The 26,748-nt window shown below is 64.7% G+C and carries 25 protein-coding genes and 2 pseudogenes; 19 read left to right on the forward strand and 8 right to left on the reverse strand.

From position 1 onward, the window contains the following. Positions 1–44 precede the first annotated feature (44 nt). Positions 45–998 carry a glutathione synthase gene (gene gshB, locus J2728_RS05665; protein WP_309997359.1) on the forward strand — a complete coding sequence of 318 codons (954 nt, stop codon included), beginning with the start codon at positions 45–47 and terminating at the stop codon, positions 996–998. A gap of 108 nt (positions 999–1,106) precedes the next feature. Continuing rightward, positions 1,107–1,508 (forward strand): annotated as a pseudogene (locus J2728_RS05670) (magnesium chelatase domain-containing protein); the annotation flags it as partial. A 193-nt stretch (positions 1,509–1,701) separates the two neighbouring features. Here J2728_RS05670 and J2728_RS22245 read toward each other — a convergent pair. After that, positions 1,702–1,938 (reverse strand): helix-turn-helix domain-containing protein, encoded by a 237-nt coding sequence (locus tag J2728_RS22245; protein ID WP_404979707.1) that lies wholly within the window; start codon positions 1,936–1,938, stop codon positions 1,702–1,704. A gap of 73 nt (positions 1,939–2,011) precedes the next feature. Between J2728_RS22245 and J2728_RS05675 the strand changes: the two genes are divergently transcribed. The 3 genes from J2728_RS05675 to J2728_RS05685 all read left to right on the forward strand — a co-directional run bounded on the left by J2728_RS05675 (position 2,012) and on the right by J2728_RS05685 (position 5,000). Beyond that, complete coding sequence (locus tag J2728_RS05675; RefSeq protein WP_309997360.1) at positions 2,012–2,377, forward strand: hypothetical protein; 366 nt, start codon at positions 2,012–2,014, stop codon at positions 2,375–2,377. An 856-nt stretch (positions 2,378–3,233) separates the two neighbouring features. Next, positions 3,234–4,067, forward strand: a complete 834-nt coding sequence (locus J2728_RS05680; RefSeq protein ID WP_309997361.1) for an SH3 domain-containing protein — start codon at positions 3,234–3,236, stop codon at positions 4,065–4,067. Between the two features lie 351 nt (positions 4,068–4,418). Further along, positions 4,419–5,000: a hypothetical protein gene (locus J2728_RS05685; protein ID WP_309997362.1), complete on the forward strand. Its 582-nt coding sequence runs from the start codon at positions 4,419–4,421 to the stop codon at positions 4,998–5,000. Between the two features lie 148 nt (positions 5,001–5,148). Here J2728_RS05685 and J2728_RS05690 read toward each other — a convergent pair whose 3' ends face one another. Beyond that, positions 5,149–6,027 (reverse strand): AraC family transcriptional regulator, encoded by an 879-nt coding sequence (locus tag J2728_RS05690; RefSeq protein ID WP_309997364.1) that lies wholly within the window; start codon positions 6,025–6,027, stop codon positions 5,149–5,151. A gap of 109 nt (positions 6,028–6,136) precedes the next feature. Between J2728_RS05690 and J2728_RS05695 the strand changes: the two genes are divergently transcribed. The 7 genes from J2728_RS05695 (at position 6,137) to J2728_RS05725 (ending at position 15,692) form a co-directional block, all read left to right on the forward strand. Next, positions 6,137–8,134 carry an FUSC family protein gene (locus J2728_RS05695; RefSeq protein ID WP_309997365.1) on the forward strand — a complete coding sequence of 666 codons (1,998 nt, stop codon included), beginning with the start codon at positions 6,137–6,139 and terminating at the stop codon, positions 8,132–8,134. Then, complete coding sequence (locus J2728_RS05700) at positions 8,131–8,346, forward strand: DUF1656 domain-containing protein (RefSeq protein ID WP_309997366.1); 216 nt, start codon at positions 8,131–8,133, stop codon at positions 8,344–8,346. Before J2728_RS05695 ends, J2728_RS05700 begins: the two co-directional genes overlap by 4 nt. Continuing rightward, positions 8,343–9,248 (forward strand): HlyD family secretion protein, encoded by a 906-nt coding sequence (locus J2728_RS05705; protein ID WP_309997368.1) that lies wholly within the window; start codon positions 8,343–8,345, stop codon positions 9,246–9,248. The genes J2728_RS05700 and J2728_RS05705 overlap by 4 nt, the downstream gene beginning before the upstream one ends. After that, positions 9,245–10,639 carry an efflux transporter outer membrane subunit gene (locus J2728_RS05710; protein WP_309997369.1) on the forward strand — a complete coding sequence of 465 codons (1,395 nt, stop codon included), beginning with the start codon at positions 9,245–9,247 and terminating at the stop codon, positions 10,637–10,639. The genes J2728_RS05705 and J2728_RS05710 overlap by 4 nt, the downstream gene beginning before the upstream one ends. 716 nt (positions 10,640–11,355) lie before the next feature. Continuing rightward, the gene (locus J2728_RS05715) at positions 11,356–14,205 is read left to right on the forward strand and encodes a TonB-dependent receptor (protein WP_309997370.1); all 2,850 of its coding nucleotides are present in this window, start codon (positions 11,356–11,358) and stop codon (positions 14,203–14,205) included. 75 nt (positions 14,206–14,280) lie between these two features. After that, a complete protein-coding gene (locus J2728_RS05720) occupies positions 14,281–15,216 on the forward strand; it encodes an alpha/beta fold hydrolase (RefSeq protein ID WP_309997372.1) in 936 nt (311 codons plus the stop codon). Continuing rightward, on the forward strand, positions 15,213–15,692 hold the full coding sequence (locus J2728_RS05725; RefSeq protein ID WP_309997374.1) for a cupin domain-containing protein: 480 nt from the start codon (positions 15,213–15,215) through the stop codon (positions 15,690–15,692). The genes J2728_RS05720 and J2728_RS05725 overlap by 4 nt, the downstream gene beginning before the upstream one ends. Positions 15,693–15,755: 63 nt before the next feature. Here J2728_RS05725 and J2728_RS05730 read toward each other — a convergent pair whose 3' ends face one another. From J2728_RS05730 to J2728_RS05740, 3 genes are read right to left on the reverse strand one after another with little or no spacing between them, the layout of a single operon-like run. Next, positions 15,756–16,094: an isochorismatase family protein gene (locus J2728_RS05730; protein WP_309997375.1), complete on the reverse strand. Its 339-nt coding sequence runs from the start codon at positions 16,092–16,094 to the stop codon at positions 15,756–15,758. Positions 16,095–16,106: 12 nt separating this feature from the next. Beyond that, positions 16,107–17,138 (reverse strand): FecR family protein, encoded by a 1,032-nt coding sequence (locus tag J2728_RS05735; RefSeq protein ID WP_309997377.1) that lies wholly within the window; start codon positions 17,136–17,138, stop codon positions 16,107–16,109. Continuing rightward, positions 17,135–17,662, reverse strand: coding sequence for an RNA polymerase sigma factor (locus tag J2728_RS05740; RefSeq protein WP_309997379.1), 528 nt, complete (start codon positions 17,660–17,662; stop codon positions 17,135–17,137). The genes J2728_RS05735 and J2728_RS05740 overlap by 4 nt, the downstream gene beginning before the upstream one ends. A gap of 185 nt (positions 17,663–17,847) precedes the next feature. Here J2728_RS05740 and J2728_RS05745 point away from each other — a divergent pair, with 185 nt between their 5' ends. The 4 genes from J2728_RS05745 to J2728_RS05760 are packed head-to-tail and all read left to right on the forward strand — an operon-like array spanning position 17,848 to position 20,596. Next, on the forward strand, positions 17,848–18,231 hold the full coding sequence (locus J2728_RS05745; RefSeq protein ID WP_309997380.1) for a helix-turn-helix domain-containing protein: 384 nt from the start codon (positions 17,848–17,850) through the stop codon (positions 18,229–18,231). A gap of 38 nt (positions 18,232–18,269) precedes the next feature. Then, positions 18,270–19,130, forward strand: coding sequence for an aldo/keto reductase (locus J2728_RS05750; protein WP_309997382.1), 861 nt, complete (start codon positions 18,270–18,272; stop codon positions 19,128–19,130). Further along, on the forward strand, positions 19,090–19,323 hold the full coding sequence (locus J2728_RS05755) for a hypothetical protein (RefSeq protein ID WP_309997384.1): 234 nt from the start codon (positions 19,090–19,092) through the stop codon (positions 19,321–19,323). The genes J2728_RS05750 and J2728_RS05755 overlap by 41 nt, the downstream gene beginning before the upstream one ends. Further along, a complete protein-coding gene (locus J2728_RS05760; RefSeq protein ID WP_309997385.1) occupies positions 19,316–20,596 on the forward strand; it encodes a hypothetical protein in 1,281 nt (426 codons plus the stop codon). The genes J2728_RS05755 and J2728_RS05760 overlap by 8 nt, the downstream gene beginning before the upstream one ends. Positions 20,597–20,705: 109 nt before the next feature. Here J2728_RS05760 and J2728_RS05765 read toward each other — a convergent pair whose 3' ends face one another. Continuing rightward, positions 20,706–20,900 (reverse strand): hypothetical protein, encoded by a 195-nt coding sequence (locus J2728_RS05765; protein ID WP_309997600.1) that lies wholly within the window; start codon positions 20,898–20,900, stop codon positions 20,706–20,708. An 18-nt stretch (positions 20,901–20,918) separates the two neighbouring features. On the opposite strand from J2728_RS05765, the pseudogene J2728_RS05770 reads away from it, so the two are divergent. Further along, positions 20,919–21,524, forward strand: a pseudogene (locus tag J2728_RS05770) (ATP-binding protein); the annotation flags it as partial. On the opposite strand, the gene J2728_RS05775 reads toward J2728_RS05770, so the two are convergent. Continuing rightward, a complete protein-coding gene (locus tag J2728_RS05775) occupies positions 21,449–22,966 on the reverse strand; it encodes a recombinase family protein (protein WP_309997387.1) in 1,518 nt (505 codons plus the stop codon). The pseudogene J2728_RS05770 and the gene J2728_RS05775 overlap by 76 nt on opposite strands. A gap of 77 nt (positions 22,967–23,043) precedes the next feature. Beyond that, on the reverse strand, positions 23,044–23,370 hold the full coding sequence (locus tag J2728_RS05780) for a hypothetical protein (RefSeq protein WP_309997388.1): 327 nt from the start codon (positions 23,368–23,370) through the stop codon (positions 23,044–23,046). A gap of 161 nt (positions 23,371–23,531) precedes the next feature. Between J2728_RS05780 and J2728_RS05785 the strand changes: the two genes are divergently transcribed. Next, entirely contained in the window at positions 23,532–23,903 is a 372-nt protein-coding gene (locus J2728_RS05785; RefSeq protein WP_309997389.1) for a hypothetical protein, read from the forward strand. Positions 23,904–23,906: 3 nt separating this feature from the next. Beyond that, the gene (locus tag J2728_RS05790; RefSeq protein WP_309997390.1) at positions 23,907–26,558 is read left to right on the forward strand and encodes a type IV secretory system conjugative DNA transfer family protein; all 2,652 of its coding nucleotides are present in this window, start codon (positions 23,907–23,909) and stop codon (positions 26,556–26,558) included. Positions 26,559–26,748: the final 190 nt, after the last annotated feature.

The following is a 26,748-nucleotide window of genomic DNA, read 5'->3' on the forward strand; positions in this document are numbered from 1 at the left end:
TAAGCGGTCACGCCAAGTCGCTCGGAAGAACCCCAGGAGCCCCCATGTCGCTGCGAGTCGCCGTCCAGATGGATCCCGTCCTGGGGATCAACATCGACACCGACACGACCTTCCTGATGATGATGGAGGCCCAGAGCCGAGGGCATCGGCTATGGTTCTACACCCCGGAAAAACTCTCTTTGGAAGACGGCCGCGTCTTCGCGCGCGCTCAGCCCCTTGAGGTCTTCGCGGAGAAGGGCGCCCACGCCAAGCTGGGCGAGCCCGTCCTGCTCGACATGAAGGACGATGTCGACGTCGTGCTGATGCGCCAGGATCCGCCGTTCGACATGGCCTACATCACCGCGACCCACTTCCTGGAGAAGGTCCATCCCCACACCCTGGTGGTGAACAATCCCGCCGAGGTCCGCAACGCGCCCGAGAAGTTGTTCGTCACCGACTTCCCCGGCGTGCAGCCGCCGACCCTGATCACCAGCGACCACGAGGCCATCTACGATTTCCGCGCCCGCCACGGCGACATCGTGCTGAAGCCCCTCTACGGCGGCGGCGGCTCCGGCGTGGCACGCCTTCTAAAGGATGACCCGAACCTCGACGCGCTGCTGGAACTGCACGCCATGATCGGCCGCGAACAGGTCATCGCCCAGAAGTTCGTGCCCGCCGTCAGCAAGGGCGACAAGCGCGTCCTGTTGGTCGATGGCGAGCCGGTCGGAGCCATCAACCGGGTGCCGGCCGATGGGCAGGTGCGCTCCAACCTGCGCGTCGGCGGCCGCGCCGAAGCGGTCGAACTCACCGCGCGAGACATCGAGCTTTGCAAGATCATCGGCCCCGAACTAAAGCGCCGTGGACTGATCTTTGTGGGCATTGACGTGATTGGCGAGTACCTGACCGAAATCAACGTCACGTCGCCCACTGGCGCCCAGCAGCTGCTGGGCTTCAGCGGCGTCAACGCCGCGGCTGTACTTTGGGATCGCATCGAGGACATTCGCGGAGTCCGTGGGTAACTTTTCCCAACTCTCGGATTTTCCTAAAATGTTCGTTTTTTGTTCTTGCTACTCCCCATAAGCTATGCTGCAAGTTGTGGATAAATTGATCATCCGCAAGGTAGGAGCATGGCGGCCAGAGTCGTCACGGTGGCGTTCGAGGGTGTCGAGGCGCGAAGAGTCGACGTCGAGGTCCAACTAACGACGGGGCAGCACGCCTTCGTCGTCGTCGGGCTCGCCGACAAGGCCGTGGCGGAAAGTCGCGAACGCGTGCGAGGCGCGTTCGCGGGCCTGGGCCTCTCCCTTCCCGGCAAGCGCATTGTCGCCAATCTCGCGCCGGCGGACATGCCCAAGGAGGGCACCCATTTCGATCTTCCCATCGCCCTGGCGGTGATGGCGGCGCTGGGCGTCATTCCGCTGGACGCCCTGGATGGCTGGGCGGCGATGGGCGAGCTGTCCCTGGATGGTCGCATCGTCTCAGCCGCCGGCGCGCTTCCGGCCGCCATGGCGGCCGGGGCCATGGACCTTGGCTATATGTTATCTTTGCAATCAAGCGTCTCACGCCGCTAAGTGCCCATCGTTACGCACTATATTCTGAGGTCGTGAGACCCGCCTGTCTCATTCGCGCGGCGGCCTGCGCGCGGAGGTTCACATCACGCAGCGTGCAGGCCGGCGTCGCCGCACCTAGGATGGGAATCCAAAGCTTTGAGCGCCGGAAAGTTGATTAAGCTTCTTCCGGAGATTTTATCAAAATCCACGGCTCAATCGCCAGCGCAAGGGACAAACGATATAGATTGTCGAGAGAAATATTGCGTACACCACGCTCTATTTGACTTATGTATGTGCGATCAAAAGAGGCCTCTTGGGCCAACCTTTCTTGGCTCAGATTTAGATACTCTCGCCTTGACTTGACGTTACGCGCCAAAACCTGACGGAGCGAGCTCGGAGGCGTCCGCTGCATTCCGCGAACGTGATGAGATGCGTACTTTGCGTCGACGGACTATAAGTCCCATTTTGAACTGATGGCCCCCTCCATGAAACGCGGCATCAACCTTCCCAGTGACTGGAGCTTCGTAGAGCAAGTTTTCCCGGCCCTCCGCATCGGTGAGCCAATGGCGCACGTCAGACATCAAGAAAAGTTGCTCTCCTCTGGACTGCGGATTCTGCAGGACCTGACCTCTGCTCAAGTGAGAGCATCGCTCAGGGGCATCGAACTGGGAAAGAAGAGCGGCCTCATCATTCCCGTGACGAACGAATTGCGCGATCAGGCCGCCCATCTCGGCCGCAGACTCTCAAGGGAGGCAGCAGTCGATGGGGATGCAAAGTGGCGCCCCCGAGAGGTGATGCTCTGCGCAATGTTTCTGGCATCTGAGCCGAGCCTCAACGACCACTCGGGGTAGAATGGTAGCAAGAAGCGGGCGGCGCGGCTGCCTTCCCCGCCTTGACTTTCCAATTTATGCGCCTCGCTAATAATCTAACGTCAATTCACGCATGACTTGGTGTAACCATGCAAGAATATATTCCTCAAGAATTGTATGAAAAGGTCGCCCGCGCGGCGGCCGAACTTGACATGACAGTCGAAGCATTTGTCCTAAAGACTGTGTCTGAACGTGTGGAGCTTGCCGAGTACATTAGACACCGCTTCGGGACTGCAAAGCCCGGGGAACTGACTGAGCTAATGCGGGCGGGGCCGAAAAGGCCGCCTTTTCCTGGCGACGAGCTGCCGCCCGAAGTTGCAGAGAGGGATGCTGCGCTGAGCCATACGCGCTGCAGTGAAGATTGATTAGCTCCGCCTGGTCCCTCGAAGGCCCCGCTCCGGACGCACGCTAGCTACGTGGGCGCCGGTACTTCCCCACTTCGCTCGGCACGTAGGCGTGATCGGGATAGCAATACGACTAGCGACCGCCTCGATCGGAAGCTCGTCGATGTCCGCATTTTCGTTTTCGGAAGAGAAGCTCTGAGCGTTCGCTTTAGTGCGTGATGTTCGAGGCAATTTGAAGCTTCCTTAACGCGAACCCGCAATCTTTGCGCGCATGAACAACACTACGCTCAACAACGTCGCAGTCACCCCCTGGTCAGACCAAGTCGTTGATATCGTAAGGACTTTTATCGCGCGCCATTCGCTGGATGTCACTGTGAATAGCGCATATGGGTAGGCGAGCTGAACGATGACCTAAAGGTCACGGGCAAGTCAGCTCCCTACTCGCCCTGAAGAGCACCCTTCCCGAGTGGAAATCGATCGCTGGCCTTGACCACATGACCGAGAGCCTAAGGCTGTCGAGTCTCATGCGGCTTCCAGACCCGCTGGCCGACCTCGGCGCGCTTGCGCGCGCAGGGCTTCCCAGATGGATCACGACGGCGACCGACCTTGGCCTGCACACCTCCATCATGAATACCATGCCTATGCTGGCAACGGCGCATCAACTGCCCACACTGGATCCCTTCGCATCGAGCGTGTTGGCGGCCTCCAAGGCCTATGAGGACCAGCTGGGGTTCCTCAAAGCAGCTAACCGCCGCTTCAACCTTGGGCTAACCGCCACCACGATCGCGGCCCTGACGACGGTGCAGATGCCCGACCTTGGGCTCGTTGGGCGCGCGATGTCGGACGCCATGGCTAAGCTCCTGAGCGGCGGCGATCCGATCGCGCGGGTGGGACGGTTCGAAATCTTCAACGCCCTGATTGCCTTCATCGGGGCGGCGGCAGGGATCTTCGGCGCCTATGTCGCCATAAAGTCCCTCGAAGTTTCCAAAACAGGCCTTGCCCTCGCCCAGGCTGAGGCTCACGCGCCGGCTGATCGGGCCGGCTTGGTGCCCAGGCTTGACCAGTTACACCAGGACCTGACGGCCGCGCGAGCCGACGCCCTGTCAGCGGACAGGACCTTGCGCTTCGTGCACAAGGCCGCTCCGTTACGGCTCGCCCCCGATGCCTCAGGAAAGTTGCTTCGCGTGGTCTATCCCGACCAGAGCTTGAAGGTTCTTGATGAGCAGGGCGCTTGGCTGAAGGTCGAGGTCTTCGACTACCACGCGGGCGCGGCGGTGACCGGGTGGCTCAATCGCCGCCACGTGCGAAGCGCCCCATCCCAACCCTAGCCATCGTCTTCGTTCCAGCTTCTGCACAAGATCGTGCCTTGAGTCTGGCGGGCGGTAACTAAATCCGCTTCTGATGCGCCAATAAGAGACGTTGGTGCGGCTCCAAGAAGGCGACGTTCACGCGCCCTGCGTTGGGCAGATTCCTCGGGGCTGAACGTGCCGCAGCCCTACCGGGTCAGGTACAGCTCGTGACGCTAATAGCTTTGCAGCGCCTTACCCGGTCAAGGTCAGGGCCCAACGACGCCCGTCACAAGTCACCCGCCGATGCCGCTATCGCTCAGCCCCGCCGCAGTCCGAAAAGTCTATTCAAAGCCCGCGCCCGCCGGGCGCGCATACCCGGAGTTTCCGGACTTGCCGCAAACGCAGGCCGTGACCGTCCCGGTCGAACCGGCTCCGAACGCGCAGCGGCTGAAGTGCTTCTACAATGTGCGTGACGCCTGCGCGAAATCCTCGGGTGATATCGCCTTTGGTTGGGCGCTCTGGATGTGGCCATCGGTCAATATCGAAGCGATCCACCATGCCGTCTGGCGTCAACCAAATGGGACGCTCGTGGATATCACCCCGCCCGAGCTAACCGTGCCAGGCATCACCTTCATCGAAGACGCCGGCGTCGCGTTCGATCTCGACGACATCCTAGCCGAGCCACTTCGGACCAACACGCATTGGAGCCGCACCTCGCCGGCCGCTGCCGCCTATCGAGAGACCTATGACGAGGTGCAGCGCCTCGATCGGGTGCTTGGTGACTACCTCAAGGCCAAGGGCGCCAAGCGTCTCCGTTCAGCGCTGCAGCGTTCGACAGCAGCCGGACCGGGGCGGCGAAGACGTCCGGTGAAGGGGGGCGCCAGCCTAGCGCGCAGGGCGGCTGCACGGGAGGGGCGCGCTGGACGCGCTCGAAAAGCACATCGATTTGTATGCTCTGCTGCCAACCTTTGATGTACCTTCGCTGAGCGAGCCGGCAGGCGAACTCGGCGACGATAGTTGCGCGAGAAGCCAAGCGTCACGCCAATCAAGCGTCTGGTTCAGAGGCTGGGCGACGCCAATCGCTGACAAAAGAGCGCTCCGGACCTTCGATCTTCAGATGTCAGCGTCGTTCAGCGGCCGACCGGCCTCTCCCGAAATACTGCGCCGGAGTGCGGCCCAAGGCTTTCTTGAACATGGTGATGAAGGCGTTCACCGACTCATAGCCCAGCTCTGTCGCGACGTTCTGCACCGCCGCGCCCCCAGCAAGTTCGCGAAGGGCGATGATGAGGTGCAGCTGCTGGCGCCAGCGCCCGAACGACAAGCCCGTCTCGCGGATCATCAAGCGGGCGAGCGAGCGCTCGCTCATCCCCACGCGCCTGGCCCATTGGGCGAGCGTACTGCGGTCGCTGGGTTCAAGCGTCAGGCTGTCGGCGATCGCCCGGATCTTCGGATCGGCGGAGACAGGTAGATTCAGGTGCTCACGCGGCATTTCGGCCAGTTCGTCCAGTGTCACCCGCGCCAGCCGAGCGGCATGACTGTCGCTCGAATAGTCCGCCTGCTCCTGGGCGAGGCGGTCGACCAGCTCCCGGATCAAGGGGGAGACGGACAGGGTGCAACACTCGTCGGGAAGTCGCGCGCCCCCTGGCTCTACAAATAGGTAGTTCAGCCGGGCGTTGGCGGTCGCCCGAGCGCTGTGCGAAACGCCGCCAGGAATCCACACGCCGCAGTTTGGCGGCACGATCCAGATTTCGTTGTTCGCGGTGCAGGTGATTGCTCCGCGCAGCGCGAGAATGAGCTGGCCTTTGCGATGCACGTGCATCGGCACTTCCGCCGCGAGCTGAGCGAAATCGAGGTGATGGGCCGAGGCGACAGCAACGGCAAGGTCGGGGTCAAAGACGGATACGGCTGATCGCACGCGAGGCCACTGGCAAGATTCAGGGATTTTTTGACTGGATAACGAATTTATCTCTTTTTGCAAGTCGTTATCAACATGACCCATGACCCTCGATGAGCCCTCAAGCCTGGCGCGAGCCAAACCAGACCTATCCTGGACCAAGTCGGTGCAAGCCCTCCTTCGAACGCCCCATTTGAAGGCGGATACTGACGCCATGCTCTTCTCGGCCAAGAGCTACGCGGCGGCGGTGGCTTCCTATTACATCGCGCTCAGCATCGGCCTCCCCCGCCCCTACTGGGCGATCGTCACCGTCTACATCGTCTCGCAGCCCTCGGCCGCCGCCTCGCTGAGCCGCGGCGTCTACCGTTTGGCGGGCACGCTCGTCGGCGCCGCGGCGACCGTGGTGATCGTCCCCACTTTCGTGAATGCGCCGCTCGCGTGCAGCTTGGCGCTCGCGGGCTGGATCGGGCTGTGCCTGTTCTTCTCGTTGCTCGACCGCACAGCCCGGGCCTACGCCTTCGTCCTCGCCGGTTACACGGCCAGCCTCATCGGCTTTCCAAGCGTGGCCGACCCAGGCGCGGTGTTCGAAATAGCGTCCGTGCGGGTGCAGGAGATCGCTCTCGGCATCCTGTGCGCCGTCCTGGTCCATCGCCTCGTCCTACCCAAGCCGATCACCGGGGCCTTCACTGGCAAGCTGGCGCTCGCCCTACGCGACGCACGGACGCTGGCGGCTGACGCGCTCGCGGGAACACCCGCGGCGCAGACCCGCTCGGCGCGTCATCAGCTGGCCGCCGACCTTCTCGTCCTGCAGGGACTTGCGACACAGCTGCCTTACGACCCCGCGCCGGAGACACCGAAGGCCGGGAAGCTGCGATTGGTCCATGACCGGCTGGCCCGTTTGCTGCCGCTCACCGCCGATATCGAGCAACGGATCGAGGCCTTGGCTGCAAGCGGCCGCGGAGCGCCGGACGAACTGGCAGTATTGGTGGCGGACGCCCGGGTCTGGCTCGCGGCCGCAGAGGAGGACGAAGCGGCAATCGCCTTGATCGAGCGCGCACGATCGCTCCAGGTTCGGCTTAGCGACAAGGCCGCAACGATCGGCGACAGGCTCGCCGTCAATCTCGCCGGGCATCTGGTCGAACTGATCGGACTGCTCGGCGACTGTGATCGCCTGGATCGAGACATCGCAGCGCCCGGCCGATCCTCAAGAGTCGTGTCGCTGCACCGATCCCGGAGAGCGAGGGGCTATGTCTACCATCGCGACCCCGTCATGGCCGCCCGCGCGGCGCTCGGAGCCACGGCCGGCGTTCTCGGCGGATGCGCCTTCTGGATCTGGTCGGCCTGGCCGGATGGAGGGCTGGCGGTTTCGCTCCTGGGCGTGACCTGCGCCCTGTTCGGAAACGTCGATAAGCCCGCGCCGAACGTGATCAAGTACCTGGTGGGCTCGATCTGGGGTGTGGCGATAAGCCTGACCTACAGCTTCGTGATCCTCCCTCGCGTCAGCGACTTCACCGTTGTGGCCGCGGCGCTCGCGCCGGCCTTTCTGGTCGCAGGATCTTTACAAGCCCGCCCCGCGACGGCTTACGCGGCCACGGGCGTCACCCTGACGATCCCAATCCTGGCCGGCCTGGGCGCCAGCTACCACGGCGACTTCGCGGCGTCGGTCAATAGCGCCATTGCGCTGTTTGCGGCCCTCGGCTTCGCCGTCTTCAGCATGACGCTGCTCCAGACGGTGCCGGTCGACACCGCGATCAATCGGCTTCTTCGGCTCAGCCGCCAGGACGTTGGACGCCGCGCGCTGGGCGAGGCCTCGGACGAGGCCCATTGGACGAGCCTCATGGTCGACCGGGCGGCCCTGCTGCTGCCAAGGTCGCGCCAAGCCCAAGATCCCGGCCAGGACGCGCTCGAAGAGACCTTGCGCCATCTTCGCCTCGGCCATGCCGCGGGCCAGCTCCGCAAGACCGTCCAGTTCATCCAGGGCGAGATCGGCGAGGAAGCGCGCGCGCTGCTTTCGGCGATCGCGAAGCGCTTCGGCGCCAAGTGGCGGCCCGACCCCGCCGAAACGCACCGCCTGGCCGAACGAACCGAAGTGCTGATGGCGAGCATCGCCGCCAGTGCGATCATAGAGCGCGCGCGATTGCTCGACCTGCTCATCGATCTTCGGCTCGCCCTTTCTCCCCAAGTTCCGACGGGCGCGGAGCGCCACGGATGATCGCCGATCTCGACCTTGGCGGCGTCATCATCCCCGGCCTTCTGGTCCTGGCCCTGGCCTCACTCGCCGCGACAACCGCCGCCATCCGTCTCCTAGCCTACGCCCGGCTGACCCGCCTCTTTGCTTACCGACCTCTCGTCGAGCTCGCCGTCTTCGCCATCCTCTACGGCCTGCTTGTCCAGGCCGCTTCCTCCATCGGACTCTTCCAATGAAGCCTGTTCTATCGCTGCTCGGTCGCTACGCCGTCACCCTCTGCCTCGCCGTGGCCGCCGCCCTCGTCGCCTGGCAGGCCTGGAAGCGCGATGCGCAGACCCCCTGGACGCGTGACGGGCGCGTGCGCGCGGACATCGTGCGAGTCTCGACCGACGTCGGCGGCTTGGTGACCCAGGTCATGGTCCGCGACAACCAGACGGTCCAGCCGGGGCAGCTCCTGCTCGTGCTGGATCGGCCGCGGCTTGCAGCGGCGGTCGAACGCGCGCAGGCGGCGATCGCGGAGGCGCAGGCTCAACTCGAGCAGGCCCGCAAGGAAGCCGCGCGCGACGTCGCGCTCGGCGACCTCGTCGCGACCGAGGCGCGCGAACAGAGCGCCGCAAAAGTCAGAACCTGCGAAGCGACCCTGACCCGCGCTTTTGCGGAACGGGACGTGACGCTGGTCGATCTGCAGCGGAGCGAGGTCCGCGCGAGCGTCGGCGGCGTCGTCACCAATCTTGACATCCATCCCGGCGACTATCTGGCGGCCGGCGCCCAGGCGATGGCGCTGGTCGACGCCTCGTCGGTGCGGGTCGAGGGCTATTTCGAGGAGACCAAGCTGCATCGGGTAAGCGTCGGCGATCGGGCCCGCGTGCGGTTGCTGGGCGACGATGTCGAGATCACGGGCCACGTCGAAAGCCTGGCCGCCGCCATCGCCGATGATCAGCGAGACGATACGGGCAATCTCCTGCCGAGGATCGCGCCGACCTTTTCCTGGGTCAGGCTAGCCCAACGCATCCCCGTACGCATTCGCATCGATCACGCCCCACCGGGCGCGAGACTGATCGCCGGCCGGAGCGCGACCGTGGAGATCGTCCCCGCGCGCGGCCGCGCCGCTCAGGCCGCCGGGAGGATCCGCTCGTGAAGCGCGTCCTGTCGCCCCTTCTGGCGTTGCTGATGGCGGGCTGCGCGACGCATCCTGCGGACCCTGTCCCGCCATCCGGCGTTGCGCGGCAGGTGGTCGCCGCTGCGCCGTTTTTGGGACAAGGCGGGGCGGCGACCAACCAAGCGGACGTCCCGGCGCATTGGTGGCGCCTCTATGAGGATCCTCGGCTCGACTCCTATGTCGAGGAGGCGCTGGCGGCGAATACCGACCTGAGGGCTGCGGACGCGAACCTGCGCCGGGCGAGCGCGATTGTTCGCGAGGCTCAGGCGGGCCGGACAGCGAGCACCGGCGTGTCCGGCCAGGCGCTCGGCGCGCGGACCGCCGGCCCGACCGGTGCGCTGCCGTCATCCTTCAGCTACGCGCTCGGGTTTGATCTCAGCTATCCGCTCGATTTGGGCGGCGGTCTTCGTCGCGGCGTCGCGGCGGCCAGCGCGCAAGCGGAGGCAAGCGTGGCGGCGCGCGACCATGTCCGTGTCGCGATCGCCGCTGCGGTGACGCGCAATTACGCGCGGGTCTGCGCCTCCAACGCCGCGCTGGCCTCCGCCCGTAAAATTGCGCAAGTGCAGCAGTCGACCCTGGACGCGGCGATCCGTATGGCCAGAGGTGGCCGGGGCGTCCGCTTTGACATAGACCGCGCGCGCGCCGCCGCCTACGCGAGCGACGCGGCCATCCCCGGCATCCTGGCCGAAAAGCAGGCCGCCTTGTTCGAACTGGCGGCGCTGATGGGGCGCGCGCCCGCGGACTATCCGAAGGAGGCGGAGCGCTGCGACGACGTTCCCGCCGTCGAGCGGCCCATCCCGATCGGCGATGGCGTGACGCTGCTCAAGCGCCGTCCGGACGTCAGGATGGCCGAGCGCGATCTGGCGAGGGCCACGACGATGATCGGCGTCAGGGCGGCGGAACTCTACCCGAGCGTCAGCATCGGCGGGTCAGCTGGAACGGCGGGGCCGATGAAAGACCTGCTGGCGCCATCCACATTCGGCTTCGGCCTGGGACCGTTGGTGTCCTGGACGTTTCCGAACAGAAAAGCGGTGCGCGCCCGCATCGATCAGGCCGGCGCCGAGGCCGACGCCGCCCTGGCGAGCTTCGATGGCTCGGTGCTTCTCGCCCTTCAGCAGACGGAGACCGCGCTCTCGGCCTACGCACGCGCCCGGGACCACCTGAAGGCTCTGGAACTGGCCGCCGCCGCGGCCGGAAAGGCCAGCGACGACGCAGAGAAGCTCCAGCGCTTCGGCCGCGCGCCATTTCTCGACGTTCTACAGGCGCAGGCGAGCTATGCACAGACGCTGGCCAGTCTATCGGCCGCGCGTGCAAGCCTTGTCGATCGGCAGATCGACCTCTTCCTCGCGCTCGGAGGAGGCTGGGAGTGACCAGCGGGCGTTGATTGAGGTGGTCCGCCTACTCATTGCGGACTGCGCTGTGCGACCGATCCAGGCGTGCTGTTCGTCAAGTCGATTAGGGCAAAAGCAAGTCGCCCGCCTCTGACCACTGTGACAGAGCGCCCGCCCGGCAATCTGCTTGCCAGTTATTTGCCAGAAACGAACCGAAAGGGTCGAACGAGACGACATGAGATCTCACCAGATCGGCTTATTTCATTGGGGTTTCAGCTAGATCGGCGGTTGTTCACACCGAGGGGGTCACAGGTTCAATCCCTGTCGCATCCACCATCTTCCCCTTATTTTATAGTAGCTTGCGGCGCGAAGAGCAGGCCACTGGTGGCGTTATCGCCTCGGAAACCCCAGCTTCGAGCCCTCTGACCCGCGCGCCGAATGCTTGCGAGAACCGGTTTTTCGAGGGCGCGAGCTTCTTCCTATTCCAGGAGGCGCTCTAGATTGCCGCAAACGGCGCGAGGTGGATGGCTGCTATCTAGAGCCACGCTGACGGCTGTAACGCGCCATCACCGGACCTTGGTCGCCCTCCGGTTATCGGACATTCAAGCGATCATAGTCGACGGGCGGTCCTGATTGGCCGATGCCTCAGTTCGCAGCCCCTCGGCGTCGCGCGGGATCGTCGGAACTGGGCTGCGCCTTCTCCACATTGATCGTCGTCATATGAGCTGTTAACTGGCGCCAAGGCGGAGGCTCCCATGCGCAAAGCCGATGCAAGCTCCGCGCTTTTGCTCTGCGTGATGATGCTGGTCTCTAGGCCTTCACTGGCCCAAGGCGCGCGCGCCCTCCAGATGGACACGGGCGGCCAGCCGCTCGCGACGGCGCTGACCGATCTCGCTCGCCGCGCGGAACGCGAGTTGGTCATAGAGAACGCCGCCGAGATCTCCCGAGCCGCGCCACGTCTCAACGGACGATATACGTTCGACCAGGCTCTTCCCCTGTTGCTGGCGGGCTCTGGCCTCACCTTCAAGCGCACCGCCGACGGCACCTATGTCGTTTACCTTGCGTCACCCTTACCCTCCCTGGAGCCGGAAAGTCCGGTGGCCCTGCCCGAACTGTTGGTCACCGCCCGCTCGCAGAACAGCGACATTCCTCGCACCCAGGACGACATCCAGCCCTACAAGGTCTGGACTGCCCATGACGTGGGCGCGTCGCACGCCGACACCCTGGACGACTTTTTCCGAACGCGCTTGTCCAGCAACGCCCAACCCTTCGCGGCCATTCAAGACCCCGCCAGGCAGAACGGCGGCAGCCGATCCGAAATCAACATGCGCGGCATGGGGTCCAGCCAAACCCTCGTGCTGATCGATGGCCGTCGTGTCCCGAGCCTGCCCTCGGTCGACAACACCTTCCTGCAGCCGGACATCAACGGCGTGCCCCTCTCGGCGATCGACCGGATCGAGGTGCTGACCGCCACCTCCGGCGGAGTCTACGGCGCGGGCGCGGTGGCGGGCGCGGTCAATATCGTGCTCAAGCGAGACTACCGGGGAGCCGACCTAGCCGTCACCTACGGCGACACCTCCCGCTTCGACGCGCGGACCAAGCGCGTGGACGGACGCATCGGGTTTACCCCCGACGGCGGGCGAACCGACGTCATGATCGCGCTCAGCGATTTCCGCGGCGCCGACCTGCGGACAGGCGAACGTGACTATCCCGCAAGGGCCCGAGCCAGGCGTTACGCCAACGACCCGGCGACTTTCCTGGCCGATAACTACGTGCGCAAACCCGCTGACTTGGCCAGGATCGATCTGCTATTCGCGCCCGGGCTCATCACCCCGTGGGCCAGCCTGTTGACGCGCGAAAGCACCTCGTCGGCCCTGCTCAGCGTCCGCCACCGGTTCGGCGCCTCGGTGGAGGCCTATCTCGACGCGCTGGCCCTCCGCGACGAGGGCCGTTCATACACCTCCAGGCCCTACATTGGCATCCCCCCGAGCACCCTGCTCAAAGGCGTCTCGTCGTCGGACGATGGGTTGGAGCAACGCAGCCGGACGACGACGACGCGGGTCACCGCCGGCCTGATCGTCGACCTGCCGGCCGCCTGGAAATTGAACGCCGACTATACGGCGGGCCAGGCCGAGGTCCGCAGCCTAGCCAACTATCACTACACCCCCGGAACCTTTGGCTCCTACCGCCAATCCAACAATCTTCGTGTCTTCTCGGCCAGGCTCGCGGGAACGGTCATGGATCTGCCAGGCGGTCCCTTGACCCTGTCACTTTTGGCCGAGGACCGCCGCGAACACGCGCCGATCCCCATGGTCGAGCACTACGATCTATTCTTCTGGGTGAATGGCATGCCCTACGGCGTGACCCAGAGTCTAAGGTCGTACTACGCCGAGGCGCGCGCGCCGTTGATCCCGCGAGACGGCGGGCATGGGCTGTTGTCTGGCCTGGAGCTGCAACTGGCCGCGCGCCACGAGATGATGCGAGCGGTCGCGCCCGCCAATTTAGACGATCTGTTGTTCGCCAACGACGATCCAGTCGACTATCGCCAGACGGCGCCCGTCTACACCTTGGGCTTTCGTGTGTTCCCGATACCAGACGTGATGCTGCGCGGCAGCTTGGCGACCGGCGTCGTTCCGCCACCAATCGACCAGTTGGCCCGCGTGACCATGCGATATTTGGCGAGCGAAGGGGGGAGAGGAGCATCGACGGCCTTACAATTCGGCCTTCACACCAGCGACCCCAAGCGGCGCGGCGTCTTGATCGGCGGCGAGCAGCCACTGCTTATCACGTTCGGCGGATCGCCAACCGCTGAACGGGCGCGCAGCGTCTCCGTGGGCGTGGTGGCGACGCCCAGGGCCGCGCCGGGCCTGAGAGTCTCGGTCGACTACACGCGGATCGTCAAATCCCGCGAACCGGTCGTCATCCAAGGCGGCAGCGCCCAATACTTCTTGGAGCATGAAGACCTCTTCCCGGGTCGCGTGATCCGCGCGCCGCTGACCGACGCCGACCGGGCAAAGGGCTATACTGGCGGGGTCGTCACGAGCCTCGACACAAGCGCTTTCATTATTGGCGAGACGATCAGCGAGATGGTCGACGTCCAGGTCGACTATCGCATCGCCACCCGAAAGGCCGGTGATCTGCGGTTCTCGAGCTCGGCGACGTGGCAGCCTCTCCTGAGGCGCCGCGCGGAGCTCTACCATGACGCGCGAAACGCCGTGGGAAGCGCCCAGGAGCCCCTTGCATGGCGTGGAACGGCCAGCCTTGAATGGTCGCGCGGCCCATGGCTGGCCGGCCTCGCCGCTGACTTCTACGCTCGCTACCACGTGCCCCGGTTTGGAGAGTACAAGCCCCGCGCGGATCAGATGACACGTTTCCAGGGCTCGGAATGGATTCCCAGCCAGATCTATTTCGACCTGGCCGGCGCCTACCGTTTCGAATTACCGCCGACAGCGCCGATGCATGCGCTCGAAGCGAGGTTCGGGATCCGTAACCTGTTGGATCGCGACGCGCCGGTGGTCGCCCAGGACTACTACGGCATGGGCTACAGCTCTTTGGCCGATCCTCGCGGACGCCGCTTCGAGTTGAGCCTGATCAGCCGTTTCTGATGGATGAGGGTTCGCTCAGAGCCTGCGTTCCCCCTCCTAGGCGCGGTGGTTCCGCGCGATCCTGGAGGACAGCAGGTGTTCAAGCTCGCCCCGGTCGCCCTGGCGGCCTTCATCCTTTCGGCCTCGGCCCTGGGCGCGCCCGCCCAGGCGCAGGTCAAGCCCTACCCCGCCGACTTCAAGACCCAGAACATCGCGACGAATGGCGCGACGATCCACGTCCGCGTCGGCGGAAAAGGGCCGGCCGTCGTGCTGCTGCACGGCTATGGCGAGACCGGCGACATGTGGGAGCCGATGGCCGTCGAACTGGCCAAGACCCACACTGTCATCGTGCCCGACCTGCGCGGCCTGGGCCTGTCGTCCAAGCCGGCTTCCGGCGGCTATGACAAGAAGACCCAGGGTCAGGACGTGGCCGGCGTCCTCGACGCCCTGAAGGTCGGCCAGGTCGATCTAGTCACCCACGACATCGGCAACATGGTCGGCTACGCGTTCGCCGCCGAACACCGCGACCGCGTCCGCCGCTTCGTGCTGATCGACGCGCCGCTGCCCGGGGTCGGCCCCTGGGAGGACATCCTCAAGAACCGGCTGCTGTGGCACTTCCGCTTCGGCGGGCCGGACATGGAGCGCCTGGTCGCCGGCCGCGAGCGCATCTATCTCGACCGGTTCTGGAACGAGTTTTCGGCCACGCCGTCCCGTTTCACCGAAGCCTCGCGCGAGCACTACGCCAAGCTCTACGCCCTGCCTGGCGCCATGCACGGCGGGTTCTCGCAGTTCGCCGCCTTCGACCAGGACGCCATCGACAACAAGGCCTTCATGGCGCAGGGCAAGCTGACCATGCCGGTGCTGGCCCTGGGCGGCGAGAAGTCATTCGGGCCGATGATGGCCACGGTTATGCGCTTCGCCGCCAGCAACGTGACCGAGGGCGTCGTTCCCGATTCCGGCCACTGGATCATGGAGGAGAACCCCAAGGCCACGGTGGCGATGGTCCGGGATTTCCTGGAGGCCAAGCCATGAGCCGCCACCTCGCCATCACCGCCGTCGGGCTGCTGCTCATCGCCGCCGGCGCCGCCTCGGCCCAGGAACGCGCGCTGCGCCTGACGCCGCCCGAAATCGGCGCCCTCACCGCCGGCGGCGCGACCGCCGGCACCTCGGGCGTCACCGGTATCCGCACGACGGTCCTCTACGGTGACCCGACCAAGGCCGGTCCCTATACGATCGCGCTCCGCGTGCCGCCCAACATGCGGATCGCCGCGCACAGCCACCGGGACGAGCGCACCGCCGTGGTCGTTTCGGGTGTGTGGCGGTTCGGCTATGGCCGCAAGCCCGACGAGGCGCTGGTGAAGACGCTTCCGCCGGGCAGCTTCTACAGCGAGCCGGCCGGCATCGATCACTTCGCCATGACCGGTCCTGAAGGCGCCAGCGTCTATATCTCCGGCTTTGGCCCCACCAGCACCGACTATGTCGAGGCGGCTGACGCGCCCAAGCGCTAGACTCTCGAGATCACTCCGAAGACGGGGAGCAAGGTCGGTGGCCTTGCTCCCCTCTTTCGTCAGCTAGTGACCCACGGCGCGCAGGACGATGTCCGCGAAGCCCTCCGAGGTCGCCTTGCGGTTCCAGTCGCGCTGCAGTTCGCAAGCGACCTGGATCCAGCTGACGGGCTTGCCGCCGGCCTGGACGACGCGATCGATCCCGGCCCGGTGCGCCAGCTCCGAAGTGCCCCCGACCGCGTCCACCACCGCGAAGACGTCATAGCCTTCAGCCAGGGCGTCGAGGGCGGGGAAGGCCAGGCAGACCTCGGTCCACAGGGCGACCATGATCAGCTTCTTGCGGCCGGTCCCCTCAAGCCCGCGGCGCTCTATCAGGGAGAACGCCGTCTTTCCGGAAATCCTCAACGAAAATAGGGTCTAGCGTCGCGTGGAGACCAGCTCGTAGGTGTCGGCGTCGCGGGCGATCATGCGCACCGGCAGAACCTCGGACACCGAGCGCCCGAAGCGCTTGATGTCACCCGTCCTGAAGACACCGGTGATGCGCAAGGCCGCCACCTTGGGATCCCGGATGACGATCTGGGCCCGGGTGTAGCGGTTCAACAGCCGGACCGCTTCGGACAAGGGCTGGTCGCGAAATTCGACCACGCCCTGCTTCCAGGCCAGCGCCTCGTTCAGATCGGTCCGCGTTACCTTGCCGCCACCGTTCTTGGGCGCGGAGAAGGCCTCGCCGGGCTTGAGCTTCACCGGCGGCGCGCCCGGGCGTCCTGTGGCCATGCCGACCGAAACGCTGCCTTCGGCCAGCACCACGCGCAGCCCTTCCGCCTGCAGCTTGACGTCGAACTGGGTGCCGAGCGCGGTGATGACCCGTCCGGCGGCTTCCACGGCGAAGGGATGCTCGCGATCATGCGCGACGTCGAAGAAGGCATGGCCGTTCAGAAGGCGGATATCGCGGCGATCTCTCGCGAACGCCACGTCCACCGCCGTGCTCGCATCCAGCGTGAGACGCGTTCCATCCGGCAAATCGATGATGGACTTCTGCCCCTCGCCGGTCGCGTAGTCGGCGCGGCCGAAGGTGGCCAGCGACGGCGCCTCGCCGCGCGCCACCTCGACCGGCGCGGCGCGGTGCTCGAGCCACCTCCACCGTTGGCCGGCGAAGAGCGCCGCCGAGACCGTCAACGCCGCGATCGAGGCGGCGATGAGCCAGGGCTGGAGCGGCCTCGCCACCGGCTCGGGGCCCGCCCGCCGCGCCGCGCGCGCCAAGGCGGCGATCAGATCGCTGTCGTCGGCGTCGTCAAAGACGTCCCAGACCTGGTGCGCCTGGATCCAGGCCTGGCGGTTCTCTTCGCTCTCCTCCAGCCAGGCGGCGAACCGCTCGCGTTGGGGCGACCGGTCGAGGTTCTCGTGGGCCAGCCAGCGCGTGGCGGCCTGGGCGGGCGTGAGACGGCTCATCGAGCGCCTCCCACATGGGCCATCAGGTGCTCGATGGCGCGAACCATGTGCTTCTCCACGGCGCTGACCGAAAGGCCCAGCTGTTGGGCGATGGCTTGATGGCGAAGGCCGTCGATGCGGCGGAGCAGGAAGATCGTCCGGGTGCGTTCGGGCATGGTCATCAGGGCCGCGGCGGCGGCGTTCAGAGCCTGCTTGCCGGCGTAGATGCGCGCCGGGTCGAAGTCTTGATCGCCGTGAAGCTCCGGGTCCAGCGCGACATGCTCGTCGGCTCGCCTGACCGTACGCCTGCGGTAGCGGTCGGCCAACACACTGGCGGCGATCTGGAAGATGTAGGCGCTGGCGTGATCGGCGCTGTCGGGCGTGCCCCGCACGGTGAGCCGCAGGAAGACTTCCTGGACCAGATCCTCCACCTCGCTCGCGTTGCGGATCCGCCGACGGAAATACGAGGCCAAGGGTCCGCGCATCGCCGCGGCCTGCCGGGCGAAGGCGTCCGCGCGCGCCGCGACGTCCGAAGCATCCCTCATGGGCCCCTCTCGCGCCATTCCCATCAGAGACTCCGCCGCCTGTCCAACGACCAGGAGAGATGCGTGGTCATAAGGGCGGAACGCAGCCGCGCGCGAAAGCCTCACCTCACGCCGAGAGAGGGTGAGGAAATCTCGTCGACCTGCGTTCGACCGGAAGGAAGGGCATAGCGATTGGGGATTTCGGAATGGGTGTTGTCGATACAGGCCAGGAGGCCCTCGGCGCGCGGACCTTGGCGCTTGCCCCGTGGCAAGAGCGCAAGGTGCTGAGATACGTCGAGGAACATCTTGGCCAGCCAATCAAAACCCCGGAACTCGCGAGCCTGGTCGGTCTCAGCGTCAGCCAATTCTCCCGTCGTTTCAGGGGCAGCTTCGGGCTTCCTCCGCGCGCATACATGATCCGCACCCGCCTGGACCGCGCGAAAGCCATGATGCGGCAAAGCCGCGCTTCGCTCTGCGAGATCGCCTTGGACAGCGGCTTCTGCGACCAAGCCCACATGTCCCGGCTCTTTCACGCGTTCGTCGGAGAGACGCCTCGGCGTTGGCGTCGAGACAACAGGCTCGCGATCTGACGGCGCAAACCTCCTCGAACGAAAGGCTCTGACACGACATGAACACGCTCTTGCCCAGCAAACTAGGATTTGGTGCCGCCCCTCTGGGAAACATGTTCCGCGACATCCCCGAGCAAGAGGCTCTGGCGACGGTCGAAGCGGCGTGGACCGCCGGCATCCGCTACTTCGACAACGCCCCCCTTTACGGGGCGGGCCTTGCCGAATTGCGCATGGGCGAGGCTCTCGCGGGCAAGCCCCGCGACGAGTACGTCATCAGCACCAAGGTCGGCCGGATCATTTTGGACGAAGTGGAGTCCCCACAGGACCGCGACCTCGGTGAAAAGAGCGGCGTCTTCCAGCACGGTCGTCCGAACAAGGTCGTGAACGACTATTCCGAAGACGGGACCTACCGCTCGATCGAGGCCAGTCTCAAGCGGTTGCGCACCGATCGTATCGACATCGTCTTCATCCACGACCTGGCGCAGGACTTCTATGGGGACCGATGGATCGGCGTCTTCGAGACCGCGCGCCTGGGCGCCTTCAAGGCGCTTGATCGTCTCAAGGACGAGGGCGTGATCAAGGGCTGGGGCCTTGGCGTCAATCACGTCGAACCGATCGAATTGCTACTGGCTCTGGATGAGCCCCGCCCGAACATCTTCCTGCTCGCCGGCCGCTACACCCTGCTCGATCATGACCGGGCCCTGCAGCGGTTGACGCCCAAGGTGGCCGAACGTGGCTTGGGGATCGTCGTAGGCGGGCCCTATAGTTCGGGGGCTCTCGTTGGGGGGCCTAACTTCGAATACGCCCCGGCCAGCCCCGCGATCCTCGACAAGGTGGCGCGCATCAAGGCCATAGCGGACCGGTACGCGATTGGTCCGAATGCAGCTGTCCCAGATTGGCGCTGTCGAGCCAGCGGATGACCGTGATCGGCACCTCTATCTCAAGGTGGCGATGGATCCGCTTAGAATTATTCAACGCTGGATGGGACATTCGAGCTATCTCACTACCCAGAAGTATCTCAACTACCTCGATGAGGTGATCGAACTTATTGAACTTGCGGCTGAGGTGTCAGACGCGGATTTGTTCGCGAATTTGGGCGGTGAGGATGAGTAGGGAGAAGGTTGATTTCTCTACGGTGCCCATCAAGGCAGATTCCGCCTACGTGCCCTCCACCTCCTATGTCCACGTAGATGGGAACGGTGGAGAGTTTACTTGGCGCTTTGGAAGCGTCGGTAGAGCGGACCTCGCATCTGCGCTCGCGGCCTACTTCTCACCACTCGCGGCTGAAGCGTTGGCTGGCCTGCGTGTGCCCACAGTCGAGCAGTATGACAACTCGTGGCGCAGGATCGCACGAATCTTAGACAAGCGAGGTGCGGAGCAGTCCGACGGATTTGGCGCGATGCGCGGTGTTGATCTCGATGAACTCGATATTGTGGGAAATTACTCTGGGACGCGGTGCGTTGTGCACACACTGCGGCTGATCAACGACGCCTATCCCGACGTTCTAAACGCCGATCTCAAGTCGCGCATCAAGTTCATTAGCAGGCACGGTAATGTTCGAGTCGCGCCAAGGGAGCCGCTTCCGAAGCGCCAAGCTGAACACCTGAAGGAATCTGCCGATAGGGCGGTGAGGGCCGCTAGAGTCCGCATCGTAGCGGGCATTCGCGAAAGGACCCGACTAGAGCTTCTCGACCGTCCAACGGAAACCCAACGGCTCACGCTGAAGATCATGGACGGGCAGAGAGTGGGAGGAGAGCGGTACCCCGATGGCACCGCGATCCGCGACGTCGCCGAGTCCGTTGTTATGGGGCTCTATGATGCCGTTGCGTTCATCATCGCAATTGGGCTTAGGGCGGAAATCCCGGTTGAGTGCCTTAAGTCACTCCGTCGAGATTGTCTAAAGAACGAGGCGAGAGGCTTCGTTGACATCGAGTATGTCAAGGGGCGCGGCGGGCGTCAGCCACGCATAAAGCGCGAGCGCGTGCGGGACGGCGGACTAACCACGCCGGGGGGGCTTGTAAGGCTTGCGCTGGAGCTCAGTGAGCCGGTGGCTTCGCGTCTTGCTTCTCTGGGGCACCCAGATGCCGACTACCTGTGGCTTGGCTGGGTGGAGCGCTGCCTTCCGTCCTGGAGGCGGTTCAGCTTGTGCCACAAGGCGTTTGGAAGGGGAGTCGCATCCTTCGCGGGAGATGCGGTTAGCGTGGATGGCCGCACCACGTTCTCGCCTGCCCGCATGAGGAAGACAGTCAAGGTCGAGCGCTATCGCCGAACCGGAGGCCATCTACTCCGATTTGCAACTGACCATTCTGTTGGTGTTGCAGCGCGTCACTATGCTGCGGTCGAGGCATTAGCTGATGACCATCATGAACGCAATTCCCATTCATGAGCGCCGCGTATGAGTGGTCTGCCACTTAGCCGATCAAGTCGGCTCGATCTCGAAGGGAATCCAAAAGTGGTTCCAAGCTACGCGGTTACGGCGCTGCTGATCGCTGAGTTCAGGCATTGTCCGGCGGCCCCACCTGGCGGACCGCTCTCCACCAGGGCCATGCGTGGCCCTCGCCGCGCTCGATCTTCTCGACCTCGAACCAGGCAACGTCGCCTTCGAACGGCGGCACATGCTCGGGTTCGACATAGTCGGCGCGACCCATCAGGCCCCTTTGCTCATGCAGCAAGAAATGCAGGGTGCGCACTGCCCCGGCCTGGCCCTGCCCCGCTCTCTCGTGTCGCTGATCAATCACTTCCGGGGAAGCCAGGTGCTGTCGGCCCCCACGCCCGGTCCAATCGTCGAGGGAGAGCGCCCCAAGGACCTCCGCGATGTGAAGGGCCAGGAGCACGCCAAGCGGGCGTTGGAAATCGCCGCCGCGGGCGGGCACAACCTCCTTTTCTGTGGCCCGCCGGGCTCGGGCAAGTCGATGCTGGCTCAGCGCCTTCCCGGCCTGTTGCCGCCCCTGACCTCGGCCGAGTTGCTGGAGACCTCGATGGTCCATTCGGTGGCCGGGCTGATCGCTCGTGGGACGCTGAGTCGGTCCCGGCCTTTCCGCTCTCCTCATCATAGCGCCAGCATGGCCGCCCTAACGGGTGGCGGCCATCGCGCCAAGCCTGGCGAGGTCTCGCTCGCCCACAACGGCGTGCTGTTCCTGGACGAATTGCCAGAGTTCGGCGTCCAGGCGCTGGACAGCCTGCGCGCGCCTCTGGAAACCGGCGAGGTCATGGTCGCCCGCGCCAACGCCCACATCCGTTATCCGGCCCGGGTCCAGTTGGTCGCGGCGATGAACCCCTGTGGCCGTGTTGCCCTATGTGGATCACTTCCGCGAAGCGGGAGATGGAGCAGAGCTATCTCGACGTCTTCGGTTCCGATGGTGATGCGGTCGGTTATGGCTTCCACCATGAGCCGCTTCTCTTCCGAAGGAAGATCGTTCCAACGGGAGGTTAGGTCTCTCGCTTCAACCACCGCCTCCTCTCGGGAGAGAGTGCTTATGCGCAGCACATCAAGGGAGGCCTGGAGGCGCGGCAACTCGTCTTCGAGCTGGGCGCGGCGCTCCGAGAGCGGCGTGTGCCGGCGGCTGAAATCTTCCTGCGTGATGGCCTTCTGAACGTAGAGCTGAAAGGCGGTCTCATCCTCGGTCTCGATGCGCTTGAGTTCCGCCTCGGCGCTTTTGATGAGGCGCTCCTTCTCCTGCATCGCATCCTCGGCCGCGCGGTTGTGCGCACTGATCTCCTCTGGAGAGATGAGGAAATGGCGGAGCTGCTCTCGATAGACGGCTTCGAGATCCTCCACGGGGATCTTGTTGCGGCAACCCTCGCAGACGTACTTCGGCGACTTCGCGCGGACGTACATTTTCTGCCCGCAGACGCAGTATGCGTACCCAGCAAAGAGATGGATCGCGCGCTTGGTTACGGGCGTCTGACGCTCCTTCTGAGCGGCCAGGATGCGGGCTCCAGCGTCCCACAGCTCTTCGGATAGGATGGGCTCGACGCTGCTGTACACCCACTCGCTTTTGGGCTTCAGGGACCACGCTTTGGCGCTGTCCTCTGTGCGCGTGTAGTTCGCGCGATGGAGGCCCTTGGCCGTAGGGTCTTCGAGGAGGCGCGAGACCGTGGTGTCGGAGAACGGCGAGCCGTTGCGGGTCCGATAGCCGCGCTCGTTGAGGATGCGGGCCACGGTCTTCTTGCGCTGATGCTCGACGAACAGCTCATGCAGCAGGACGCGAACCGGCGCTTCCTTCGGATCGGGGACGAGTTGCTTGTCCTTCCACTGGTAGCCGAACGGAGCCGCGCCCCCGAGAGGCTTGCCGAGCTGCGCGCGGATCGGCACCGACGCCTGGACGCGGCTCGCGATCTCTTCTCGCTCCCAGGCAGCCATAGCCGCGATCATCGTGAAGAAGAGGCGACCGGCGGGACTTGAGGTGTCGATAGTTTCTTGGAGCGAGACGAGGTCCGCGCCTTCCGCGCGGAAGATCTCGGCGAAGTCGAGTAGCTCGCGGGTGTTGCGGGCCAGGCGCGCGAGCTTCGAGAAGACGAGGCCGGTTATGCGGCCGGCGCGGACGTCGGCAAGCATCCGCTGGGCCTCCGGGTGTCCCATGACGGACTTCCCGCTTACGGCGTCGAGGCGATAGACCTCAGCGACGTTCCAGCCCTTGGCCTCAGCATAAGCGCGGGCGCGGCGCTCGTGATGCTCGGGGCTTTCGCCGCGCACCTGGTCTTCAGTTGAAACCCGTATCCAGATGCCAACTTCCTTCAGGGACCGCTCATGCATCGCGCCGTCTCCAAGCTGAGACGAGAGTCTACCTCCGTTGATTCATAAGGTGAATCTCGGCTCGCGTGATCGTGTAGCTATTTTTCCCAGCCCTTACGCTGGATGGCTTCGGTCGTGAGTGCGAGGAGCAGGCAAACGCCATTGTGCTCGACGCCCGTCTTCTTCCGTTCGCGCCCGTCGAGGCCTTCGAGCGCATCGGTCAATGCAGAAATAAGTTCTCGCCCCCGGCCTTCCCGATAGAGGCTCATATCCACATCGTTCGGAAACTGCTGCTCCAGCCACGCAAACAGATTGCCCGAACGGACGGCGGCTTTCACGTCCCCAAACGATACGCCTTGATGGCTTCCCGCATCGATAACGGCAATGAGGTTGAACTGGAGATAGGTTAGGTCGACGAGCGTCATGAACTAGTCTCGAAAGAGGTGGTCGGCGCTCACCGTGAGCCTCGTCCATTCCTCGTGGTTGGTCTGCACTTTGACGTCGCGGCACGCCCTCATCAAGGGCGGTTTTCCATATAGACTCCTTATGGTTGTGATGCTTCTCTTTGTGCAGGGGAGGCAAATCGATGAAACTCTTACTCCGCCGCGAGCAGCGCTCCGGCATGCTCGGCAAGCAGACCTTCAGCCTCGATGTGCGGGCGCAGCTCTCCGACGAGGAACGCGCTAACATCGCTAAATACAAGCTTGGCGAAACCATCCTTTTCCAGCGCTACCCGGACGAGGATCGGCACGGCGAGACGAGGGCAGCAGCCTTCGCGCGATGGCTCCACGATGTGACGATCTACGCGCGCGACCTCGAAGGCGGGCGTCGCTTCGACTGTAGCAGCATCACGGAAATGCTCGGGGTCGAGGCCGCGATCAAGGATGCCGCGCTGAACTTCAAAGCCGTGCTCGACGCCGCCACGACCTTCGGCGGCGAGGAAGTCCTTGAGTTCTAGGCCGTGGGCCTCTTCGACGGCTGGTTTGAGAGCGGACTAGAACGCGAACTGCGGGAAACGCGCGAGGGCTGGGACCTAGCCCAGGCGGCGCTTGCGCGGACACCGGTTGGACGGGATGGGGTAGCACTCATCGCCCTGTCCCTGCTCGGCGATCTGCACACGCTCACCGGCCGGCTCCCGGCCTCGACCGGCATGATGGCGATGCTGAAAGCGACGAGCGACCTCCTCGACCTCGAAGAGATCGGCCCTATCGAGCCGCTCTGGCCTTTGATCGAAAGCGACATGTCGGCGGCCGTCGATTTCCGCCGCATGACGGCACACCGCCTGCGCTGGGCGCGGGAGTTCGATGCGCGGCATATGCTCCTGCGCACGCACCTCCTCCCGGTCTGGCGCTACATCCAAGAGAACCTGCCGGAGCGGTGCTTCGACGAGAACGCGGGCGACGCGCTGTTTGAGATCCCGCTCATAGAGCTCATCGACCGCCCGGCCATCCTCATCGAGCACCTCACCCGGTTTACCTATGCCGCCGACCTTACGCGGGCGGGCCTATTCACGAACCTCCGCCAGCGGCTTGAGCGAAACCTCCTCGTCGCGTCGGGGATGCCCGCGACTGCCTCGCTCACGAGCGCCAAGCAGCGGCTCGTGTGGCCGGGCGCGGCGCGGGATCTCTCGCCTACCGAACTGTCCGAACGCTATCTCGCCGGCACGCCGTTCACACAGCTCCTCGAAATGCCCGTGCCGTTCCAGGTCAACGAGGAGACCCGGTTCGAGCATTGCCACGTGGTCGGGGGCAGCGGGCACGGCAAGACCCAGTTCCTCCAACGTATGATCCACGCGGACTTGCTTGCGGCCCAGCGGGAAAAGCGGTCCGTCGTGGTGATCGACAGCCAGGGCGACATGATCAGCCGGCTCCTGCGGCTCGACCTCTTCAGCCCGGATCATCCCGAGAGCCTCGCCGATCGCCTCGTCCTCATCGACCCGGCCGACGTCGAGTTCCCGGCGTCGCTGAACCTCTTCGACGTCAAGCTTGATCGCCTGGCCGCATACCGGCCCGTAGATCAGGAACGCGTGCTGAACGGGGTCGTCGAGCTGTACGAGACGTTCTTCGGGGCCTTGCTCGGCGCGGAGCTGACACAGAAGCAGGGCGTGATTTTCAAGTACCTAGCCCGCCTCCTCCTCACCGTCCCCAACGCCACGATCCACACGCTCATGCAGCTCATGGAGGACGGGAGGCCCTTCAAGCCGTACATGGAGAAGCTCGACGGCTCCGCTCGCTACTTCTTCCAGACCGAGTTCTTCCAGCCGTCGTTCGCCGCAACTAAAAAGCAGATCCTCCGCCGGCTCTGGGGCGTGCTCGCGACGCCTGCCTTCGAGCGGATGTTCGCGCAGACGAAGAACAAGCTCGACCTCTTCCAGGCGATGCAGGACGGGAAGATCATCCTCGTCTCGACCGCCAAAGATCTCCTGAAGCAGGAGGGCTCGCAGCTCTTCGGCCGGTTCTTCATCGCCATGCTGGCGCAGGCGGCGCTTGAGCGCTCCACCGTCGCCGCGCCCGACCGGACGCCGACGTACGTCTACGTGGACGAAGCGCAGGAGTATTTCGACGACACGGTGGAGACGATCCTCAACCAGGCGCGCAAGTACCGCGTCTCGCTCACCGTAGCGCACCAGGCGCTCGACCAGCTCTCGCCCCGCCTGCGGGCCATCTTCCACGCGAACACGGCCATGAAGTGCGCGGGCGGGGTCTCAGCGAAGGACGCCCGCGCGTTCGCTGACGAACTCCACACCACCGCCGATTTCATCGAAGGCATGAAGCGCGGCCGGGGCCGCACGGAGTTCGCCGCGTGGATACGGCACCAGACGCCCCAGGCGCTTCGCCTCTCCATCCCGCTCGGTCATGTGGAGCGCCAGCCCACCCTCACCGAAGAACAGTTCGACACGCTACTTGCCCGCAACCGCGAGCGGTACTGCGGCACGCTCACGGACATCCCGGTGCTGTCTCCGGCGTCCACGTTCGACGAGCCGCCGCCTACGCCTCGCCCGACACACCCGCCGCCGACGGAGCCGCCCTCAGAGCCCGTGCGTCCTGCCGCGACGGCGGTTCCCGAAACTCCCACGCAACTACCGCCCCCGCCGCCTCCAAGGGAGGCGGGCAAGGGCGGACAGAAGCATCGCTATCTCCAGAGCCTCGTGAAGGAGCTAGGCGAGCAACAGGGGTTCCGCGCCGTTGTTGAGGCACCGCTTCCGGATGGAGGCCAGGTTGACGTCCTGCTCACCCGCGACGGCATGCGGGCCGCCTTCGAGGTGTCGGTCTCGACCCCGGCTGCCTGGGAACAGGAGAACGTGCGCAAATGCCTTGCGGCGGGATACGAGCGCGTAGCGCTCGTGCTCGCGAAGTCACCCCGCACGCAAGGCACCTTCCGCGCCACCATCACCGAGGGTCTCTCTGCTGAGGATCGCGAGCGTGTCTCGTTCCTCGCGCCAGAAGACTTGCCCGACTACATCACGGGGCTCGCACCGCCGCCGGAGCCCACAGAGACAATGGTGAAGGGGTATCGGGTAAGGGTGTCGCAGACCACCGTGTCACCCGAGGAGGCACGGCTGCGGCGAGAACAGCTTGCGGCAGTGATAGCGCGGTCTATGGCGCAAAACTAACTGCGCGCGAGATTGATCGAGAAATACTACGCATCGCACATCATGACGAACTTGAATGCGTTAGCGATCAATATGATCCGTGATCAAGCGACCAAAGAGGTCACCGACTAATGCTAACAGCGGGAATGGTCGGTAGACATGATTGCGCGATCACTTGGCTGGTAATGTTGATCCATTTATCAATGGTCAA

The sequence above is a fragment of the Caulobacter segnis genome (assembly GCF_031454995.1).
Taxonomy (GTDB): Bacteria; Pseudomonadota; Alphaproteobacteria; order Caulobacterales; family Caulobacteraceae; genus Caulobacter; species Caulobacter segnis_E.

Coding starts and splice junctions, on each gene's coding strand:
- J2728_RS05785 (WP_309997389.1), top strand. CDS start 23,532: ATGAAACTCTTACTCCGCCGCGAGCAGCGCTCCGGCATGCTCGGCAAG.
- J2728_RS05775 (WP_309997387.1), bottom strand. CDS start 22,966: ATGCATGAGCGGTCCCTGAAGGAAGTTGGCATCTGGATACGGGTTTCA.
- J2728_RS05675 (WP_309997360.1), top strand. CDS start 2,012: ATGAAACGCGGCATCAACCTTCCCAGTGACTGGAGCTTCGTAGAGCAA.
- J2728_RS05695 (WP_309997365.1), top strand. CDS start 6,137: ATGCTCTTCTCGGCCAAGAGCTACGCGGCGGCGGTGGCTTCCTATTAC.
- J2728_RS05735 (WP_309997377.1), bottom strand. CDS start 17,138: ATGAGCCGTCTCACGCCCGCCCAGGCCGCCACGCGCTGGCTGGCCCAC.
- J2728_RS05715 (WP_309997370.1), top strand. CDS start 11,356: ATGCGCAAAGCCGATGCAAGCTCCGCGCTTTTGCTCTGCGTGATGATG.
- J2728_RS05690 (WP_309997364.1), bottom strand. CDS start 6,027: ATGGGTCATGTTGATAACGACTTGCAAAAAGAGATAAATTCGTTATCC.
- J2728_RS05680 (WP_309997361.1), top strand. CDS start 3,234: ATGACCGAGAGCCTAAGGCTGTCGAGTCTCATGCGGCTTCCAGACCCG.
- J2728_RS05745 (WP_309997380.1), top strand. CDS start 17,848: ATGGGTGTTGTCGATACAGGCCAGGAGGCCCTCGGCGCGCGGACCTTG.
- J2728_RS05705 (WP_309997368.1), top strand. CDS start 8,343: ATGAAGCCTGTTCTATCGCTGCTCGGTCGCTACGCCGTCACCCTCTGC.
- J2728_RS05780 (WP_309997388.1), bottom strand. CDS start 23,370: ATGACGCTCGTCGACCTAACCTATCTCCAGTTCAACCTCATTGCCGTT.
- J2728_RS05760 (WP_309997385.1), top strand. CDS start 19,316: ATGAGTAGGGAGAAGGTTGATTTCTCTACGGTGCCCATCAAGGCAGAT.
- gshB (WP_309997359.1), top strand. CDS start 45: ATGTCGCTGCGAGTCGCCGTCCAGATGGATCCCGTCCTGGGGATCAAC.
- J2728_RS05750 (WP_309997382.1), top strand. CDS start 18,270: ATGAACACGCTCTTGCCCAGCAAACTAGGATTTGGTGCCGCCCCTCTG.
- J2728_RS05725 (WP_309997374.1), top strand. CDS start 15,213: ATGAGCCGCCACCTCGCCATCACCGCCGTCGGGCTGCTGCTCATCGCC.
- J2728_RS05740 (WP_309997379.1), bottom strand. CDS start 17,662: ATGAGGGATGCTTCGGACGTCGCGGCGCGCGCGGACGCCTTCGCCCGG.
- J2728_RS22245 (WP_404979707.1), bottom strand. CDS start 1,938: ATGCAGCGGACGCCTCCGAGCTCGCTCCGTCAGGTTTTGGCGCGTAAC.
- J2728_RS05755 (WP_309997384.1), top strand. CDS start 19,090: ATGCAGCTGTCCCAGATTGGCGCTGTCGAGCCAGCGGATGACCGTGAT.
- J2728_RS05700 (WP_309997366.1), top strand. CDS start 8,131: ATGATCGCCGATCTCGACCTTGGCGGCGTCATCATCCCCGGCCTTCTG.